The organism is Nocardioides sp. (assembly GCF_964229035.1).
Lineage (GTDB): Bacteria > Actinomycetota > Actinomycetes > Propionibacteriales > Nocardioidaceae > Nocardioides.
On sequence record NZ_CAXRAZ010000056.1, the window covers coordinates 47,583 to 53,839 of the forward strand.

The 6,257-nt window shown below is 71.9% G+C and carries 6 protein-coding genes and 1 pseudogene; 4 read left to right on the top strand and 3 right to left on the bottom strand.

Features of this window, described 5'->3' with window-relative positions:
- Window positions 1-46 precede the first annotated feature (46 nt).
- A complete protein-coding gene (locus tag ACERUN_RS17190) occupies window positions 47-631 on the top strand; it encodes a TIGR00730 family Rossman fold protein (RefSeq protein ID WP_370291269.1) in 585 nt (194 codons plus the stop codon).
- A 56-nt stretch (window positions 632-687) separates the two neighbouring features.
- On the opposite strand, the gene ACERUN_RS17195 is transcribed toward ACERUN_RS17190, so the two are convergent.
- From ACERUN_RS17195 to ACERUN_RS17205, 3 genes and pseudogenes are all read right to left on the bottom strand, one after another.
- Window positions 688-1,455, bottom strand: a complete 768-nt coding sequence (locus tag ACERUN_RS17195) for an enoyl-CoA hydratase-related protein (RefSeq protein WP_370291270.1) — start codon at window positions 1,453-1,455, stop codon at window positions 688-690.
- A gap of 156 nt (window positions 1,456-1,611) precedes the next feature.
- Window positions 1,612-1,914 carry a cation:proton antiporter regulatory subunit gene (locus ACERUN_RS17200; protein ID WP_370291276.1) on the bottom strand — a complete coding sequence of 101 codons (303 nt, stop codon included), beginning with the start codon at window positions 1,912-1,914 and terminating at the stop codon, window positions 1,612-1,614.
- A 27-nt stretch (window positions 1,915-1,941) separates the two neighbouring features.
- Window positions 1,942-2,802 (bottom strand): annotated as a pseudogene (locus tag ACERUN_RS17205) (RimK family alpha-L-glutamate ligase); the annotation flags it as partial.
- 23 nt (window positions 2,803-2,825) lie between these two features.
- On the opposite strand from ACERUN_RS17205, the gene ACERUN_RS17210 reads away from it, so the two are divergent.
- The 3 genes from ACERUN_RS17210 to ACERUN_RS17220 all read left to right on the top strand — a co-directional run bounded on the left by ACERUN_RS17210 (window position 2,826) and on the right by ACERUN_RS17220 (window position 6,060).
- Window positions 2,826-3,305, top strand: coding sequence for an ATP-dependent zinc protease (locus ACERUN_RS17210; RefSeq protein ID WP_370291271.1), 480 nt, complete (start codon window positions 2,826-2,828; stop codon window positions 3,303-3,305).
- Between the two features lie 2 nt (window positions 3,306-3,307).
- Window positions 3,308-4,414, top strand: a complete 1,107-nt coding sequence (locus ACERUN_RS17215) for a succinylglutamate desuccinylase/aspartoacylase family protein (RefSeq protein ID WP_370291272.1) — start codon at window positions 3,308-3,310, stop codon at window positions 4,412-4,414.
- A 137-nt stretch (window positions 4,415-4,551) separates the two neighbouring features.
- Window positions 4,552-6,060, top strand: coding sequence for a molybdopterin-dependent oxidoreductase (locus tag ACERUN_RS17220; RefSeq protein WP_370291274.1), 1,509 nt, complete (start codon window positions 4,552-4,554; stop codon window positions 6,058-6,060).
- The last annotated feature ends 197 nt before the right edge of the window (window positions 6,061-6,257 follow it).

Here is a 6,257-nt window from a genome sequence, read left to right on the forward strand (position 1 = left end):
CATGGCAGGGATCTCGCAACCGGAGTCGTCTCGATCACGATCGACCGTGCGCCGGCTGAGTCGGGTGGCGGTGTTCTGCGGGTCGGCCTCGGGCTCGGACCCCGCGCTCGTCGACGCCGCCACCGCCGTCGGCCGGGGCCTCGCCGAGCGCGGCATCGGCCTCGTCTACGGCGCCGGGGGGCACGGGCTCATGGGCGCGGTCTCCCAGGGCGCGCTCGATGCCGGGGGCGAGGTCGTCGGCGTGATCCCGCGCTCGATGGTCGAGCGCGAGTGGGGTCGCGACGACCTCACCGAGCTCCACGTGGTCGAGACCATGCACGAGCGCAAGGCGCTGATGGCCGACCTCGCCGACGCCTTCCTCTGCCTGCCCGGAGGCCTCGGCACCCTCGAGGAGATCATCGAGGTCTGGAGCTGGCGCCAGATCGGCTTCAACGCCGACCCCGTCGCGTTCCTCGACGTGGGCGGTTTCTGGCAGCCGTTCCTGCACTCGCTGCAGGGGCTCGTGGACGCCGGGTTCGTGCGCCAGGACGTGATCGACGACGCCGTCGTGGGTGACGACCTCGACGTCGTCCTCGCCGGCCTGGCGCAGCGCGCCGACGCCACGTTCGTCGACAAGCTGCGCGGCGCCTGACGCGTCGTCCTCTTCTTTGGTCGAGGTCGGGGTCGAGAGGCCGCCGGCGCGGCCGCTCAGCCCTTGCCGCGGCTGAGGAACGCCGTCATCGCCTCGCGGGCGGCGTCGGAGCCGAAGAGGCGGGCGCTGAGCTCGATGAGATCGTCGGCGCCGGTGTCGATGCGGTGCAGGAGATCGGCGTTGAGCAGCTTCTTGGTCTCGGCGAGTCCCTGGGGGGCGCCGGTGGCGAGGGAGGCCACGATGCTGTCGACGGTCGCGTCGAGCTGATCGGCCGGCACGGCGCGGGTCACCAGGCCGTAGGCGGCCGCCTCGGCGCCGGTGAACACCTCGCCCCCGAGCGCGGTCAGCGATGCCGCCCGCGAGGTCAGCCGCGGCAGCACGGTAAGCGAGATGACCGCGGGCGTCAGCCCGAGCTTGACCTCGGTGAGCGCGAAGGTGGCGTCCTCGGCGACCACGGCGACGTCCGCTGCCGCGACGATCCCGATGCCGCCCGCGCGTGCCGCCCCGCTCACGACGACGACCACCGGCTTCGACAGGGCGACGATCTGGCGCTGGAGGTCGCAGATCGCGCGAGCCCCCTCCTGCATCGGCACCGTGGAGGCCTCCGACAGGTCGGCACCCGAGCAGAACACCCGACCCGACGACACGAGGCGGACGACGCGCACCGACGCGTCGTCCTCGACGGTGGCCAGGTGCGCGCGCAGCTCGGTGATCAGCTGGCGCGAGAGCGCGTTGCGGTTGTGGGGCGAGTCGAGGGTGATGGTGGCGACGGCGTCGGCGACGTCGAGGTGCACGAGCTCGGGACGCTCGGTGGTGTCGGTCATGGGTTCATCCTGCCGTGGCGCCGCCCGGCTGTGCCGAGCGCGCTCCATACGGGCGCCGATTGGTGGCAAACCGCAACCGATCGGGGCCGAATGCTGCGGATTGGCGCCAAACCGCAACCCTCCGACAACCGGCGCACCCACCGCCAACGCGGGAGTTCACCCCTCGATGATCGGCTTCTTCGGCAGCTTCTTCACCCGCTGTCGGCGCTTCGGGCGGGTGGGGATCATCGAGCGCATCTCCTCGAGCTTGCCGAAGCACAGCAGTCGGTCCTCGGCCTGGAGCAGGTGGCGATCGAAGGGGTTGGGCACCACCGTCGTGCCGCGGTGGAGGGTGAGCACGGTGATGTCGCGCTCGCGCAGTCCCGACTCCCCGAGCGTCTTGCCGACGAGGTCGGCGTCACCGTGGACGACGAGCTCGGCCACGCCGTAGCCGGTGGAGACGCTGAGGCGCTCGCGCACGTCGATCTGCGGGAAGGCGACCTGGTTGTCGATGTAGTCGATGATCGCGCCGGCGACGTCGAGCTTGGTGGCCTGCTCGATGCCCTCGAGGCCGGGGGAGGAGTTGACCTCCATGATCAGCGGCCCGTCGTCGCCCTCGAGCATGTCGACGCCGGCGACCTTGAGGCCCATGATCTGCGCGGCGCGCACGGCGACCCGCTCGTACTCCTCGTCGAGCGAGACCGGCTCGACGGAGCCGCCGCGGTGCACGTTCGAGCGGAACTCGTCGCCCTTGGCGACGCGGCGCATCGCGGCCACCACGCGGTCGCCGACCACGAGCGCGCGGATGTCGCGTCCCTTCGACTCGGCGACGAAGCGCTGGATGAGGACCTGCTGGCGCGTGCTCTGCAGGGTCTCGATGATCGCCTCGGCGACCTTGATCTCGGGGGCGAGGATCACGCCGATGCCTTGGGTGCCCTCGAGCAGCTTGATCACCACGGGCGCCCCGCCGACGCGCTCGATCGCCGGGATCACGTCGGCGCGGTCGCGCACGAAGGTCGTCTCGGGCATGCCGATGTTGTGGCGCGAGAGGATCTGGGAGGCGCGCAGCTTGTCGCGCGAGTTGCTGATGCCGTTGGCGGTGTTGGGCGTGTAGACGTCCATCTGCTCGAACTGGCGCACGACGGCGGTGCCGAAGTAGGTGATCGAGTTGCCGATGCGTGGCAGCACGGCGTCGTAGTCGCTCAGCTGCTTGCCCCGGAACTGCAGGTCGGGCTCCTCGCCGGAGAGGTCGATGGAGAAGCGCAGGGTGTTGAGGACCTTGACGTGGTGACCCCGGTCGAGGGCCGCCGTGCGCAGACGTTGCGTGCTGTAGGACCGCGGAGCGCGGGAGAGGATCGCGAGCTTCATTCCCGACCTGATTGGATTGCGGTGTGGTCGACACCCATCTAAGCAGTCCGGTCGCGGCCGGCTGGCGCGAGTGGGTCGGTCTGCCCGCGTGGGGGGTCGGCTCGGTGAAGGCCAAGCTCGACACCGGTGCCCGGTCCTCGGCACTCCACACCTTCGACACCGAGGAGTTCGAGCGCGACGGCGCCGCGTGGGTGCGTTTCGCCGTCCACCCGTGGCAGCGCTCGGACGACGACGCGGTCACCGTCGAGTGGCCCGTGCACGACCGCCGGGTGGTGCGCAGCTCCACGGGACACGCGCAGGAGCGGATCGTCGTCCTCGCGCCCATCGAGCTGCTGGGGCGCACGGTCACCGCCGAGATCACGCTGACCCGCCGCGACGAGATGGGCTTCCGGATGCTGGTGGGGCGCGAGGCGCTGCGCCAGGGCTTCTTGGTGGACGCCGCCCGCTCCTACCTCGGCGGACGCCCGCCGCGCCGGGTCCGCCGCAAGAACCGGGGGCGTTGAGCATGCCCCGCGAGTCCTTCGCGATCGGGTCGGTGCGGGTGCGCGCGGGCTCGATGAAGGAGGTCGAGCTGCCGATCACCCGCCTCGTCACCGGCGGCGACGTCAGCCTCCCGGTCCGCGTCGTGCACGGCCGCGAGGACGGGCCGACCGTCTGGGTGAACGCGGCGATCCACGGCGACGAAGTGATGGGTGTCGAGGTGATCCGCCGGGTGGTGGCGGCGCTATCGCCGCGCACGCTGCGCGGCACTCTCGTGGCGGTGCCGGTGGTCAACGTGCTCGGCTTCATGGCCGGCGATCGCTACCTGCCCGACCGTCGCGACCTCAACCGTTCGTTCCCCGGCTCCGCGCGCGGCTCGCTGGCCAGCCGCATCGCGCACCTGTTCATGACCGAGGTCGTCAGCAAGTGCGACGTCGGCATCGACCTCCACACCGCCGCCGACCGGCGCGCGAACCTCCCGCAGATCCGCGCTGACCTCGACGACCCCGGCACGCTGCGCCTCGCGGAGGCCTTCGGCGCGCCGGTGATGCTCCACGCGCGCCTGCGCGACGGCTCGCTGCGCCAGGCCGGGCGCGACGCGGGCGCGCGGGTGCTGCTCTACGAGGCCGGCGAGGCGCTGCGCTTCGAGGACGAGCCGATCGCCGTCGGCGTGGCCGGCGTGCTGCGGGTGATGGGCTCGCTCGGCATGCTCCCCCCGGACGACGTGCCCGACGACCCCGCCGGGGAGCGCCTCGACGATCCCGCCGGCGATCCGTCGCAGATCTCCGAGCCGCCCGCCGACACGCCCCGCCCGGTGGCCGCCCGCGCGAGCGGCTGGGTGCGTGCCCGCGGCACCGGCATCCTCCACCTCGAGGTGCGCCTCGGCGAGTACGTCGAGGAGGGACGGCGCCTGGGCGGTCTCAGCGACACCTTCGGACGACGCGTCCGCCTCGTCCACGCCGATCGGGCCGGCATCGTCATCGGCGTCACCCGAGCGCCGATCGTCAACGCCGGCGACGCCTTGGTGCACATCGCGGTGCCCGACGCGCCCGACCCGGTCGAGGTGCCTGCGCCCGACCCCCGGGACGACGTGCTGTCGCCGCTCGCCGCGAGCGACGATCCCGTCGACTGAGGGCGCCCGGATCAGCGGCTCTCCGCGGGGTATCGCCGGGCTCCCACCCCCTCCTGATCGCGAGAGCCCCTGATGATCACCGCAATCGATGGGCTCTGCTTCCCATCCGCGCCCCCGACCGGCGCCGAACAACTGTCATGAAGTCATTCCTCCTCTGGGCGTGGTACGGCGTCCTGGCCACCCTCTTCGGGATCGGCCTGGCGCACGTCGTCGCCGCGCTGATCGACCCGGCGTCCTCGCCGGTGCTCGCTGTCGGCTCGGCCGTCATCGACCTGACCCCCACCCCGATGAAGGAGTGGGCCATCCGCAACTTCGGCAGCGCCGACAAGGTGATCCTCGTCGGCTCGGTGATGACCGGCGTGCTGCTGCTCGCCGCCGTCGCCGGTGTGCTGGCCCGCCGCCGTCTCGCGGTCGGCGCCGGCATGCTCGTCGTCCTCGTGGCCATCGCGGGCACCGCGGTGCTCACCCGGCCCAGCGTCGAGCTCGTCGACGTCATCCCCACCCTCGTGGCAGCGATCACCGGCCCCGCCGGCCTGGTGCTGCTCGCGCGGGCCAACGAGAAGGCGGCCACCACCGAGACCGGTGGACGACGCACGGTGCTGCTCACGATCGCCGGTGTCGGCGCCGTCGCGCTGGCCGGCGGTGTCGCCGGTCGCGTGATCGGCAACCTGCGCCTGCGCCCCGAGGACATCAAGCTCCCCACGCCCGCCTCGCCGGCGCCGGCGCTTCCCCGCGGCCTCGACCAGCAGGTGCCGGGCATCACGCCCTTCCGCACCCCGATCAAGGACTTCTACCGCGTCGACACCCGCCTCGACACCCCCGTCGTGGGCGCGGAGGACTGGACGCTCACGATCGATGGCGACGTCGAGAAGAAGACCGTGATCACCTTCCAGCAGTTGCTCGACATGCCGATGATCGAGCGCGACATCACGCTCACCTGTGTCTCGAACAGCGTCGGCGGACCGTACGTCGGCTCGGCCACCTGGCTCGGTGTGAAGCTCACCGACGTCCTCGACATGGCCGGCTACAAGAACACCAAGGCCGACCAGATCCTCTCCACCGACTTCGACGGCATGACGATCAGCACGCCGCTCGACCTCGCCACCGACGGCCGCGACGCGATGATCGTGGTGGGCATGAACGGCAAGCCCCTCCCGCGCGAGCACGGCTTCCCGGTGCGCATGATCATCCCGGGCCTCTACGGCTTCATCAGCGCGACCAAGTGGCTCGAGCGGCTGACGCTCACCACTTACGCCGACCAGAAGGCGTACTGGACCCAGCGCAAGTGGGACACCGACGCCCCCATCAAGATCTCGGCGCGCATCGACACCCCGAAGCCGCTGTCGTCGTCCAAGCCTGGCGACGTCGTGATCGGCGGTGTGGCCTGGGCCCAGGAGCGCGACGGCATCGAGAAGGTGCAGGTGCGCATCGACGGTGGCCCGTGGATGGACGCCGAGCTCGGCCCCGACGGCGGTGAGAACTACTGGCGCCAGTGGTTCTACAAGTGGTCGGCCGAGGACGGCTCGCACAGCATCGCCGCCCGCGCCGTGGCCGGCACCGGCGAGGCGCAGACCGCCGCGCGCGCCGAGCCGTTCCCGAACGGTGCCAGCGGCCTGCACGAGATCGTCGTCAACGTCAACGCCTGAGCCAGAGGTCGCGGTCGAGCGGGACGCCAGCGTCACGCCCGCACGCGCCCTCGACTCCGACCGAGAAGCCCCCCGGCGCACCGCCGGGGGGCGTCTCGGGCGGTGTCCGCCGTCCCTCACCAACCCGCCCCTCGAGCGCGCGCCGGACGCGGCTGACGCGGTCTACGGGCCCATCTACGACGGGGTCGCGGCGCTGC

Bases quoted from the DNA above. Each gene is read 5' to 3' on its own strand.
- ACERUN_RS17195 (WP_370291270.1), bottom strand. From the start codon at position 1,455: ATGACCGACACCACCGAGCGTCCCGAGCTCGTGCACCTCGACGTCGCC.
- ACERUN_RS17215 (WP_370291272.1), top strand. From the start codon at position 3,308: ATGCCCCGCGAGTCCTTCGCGATCGGGTCGGTGCGGGTGCGCGCGGGC.
- ACERUN_RS17220 (WP_370291274.1), top strand. From the start codon at position 4,552: ATGAAGTCATTCCTCCTCTGGGCGTGGTACGGCGTCCTGGCCACCCTC.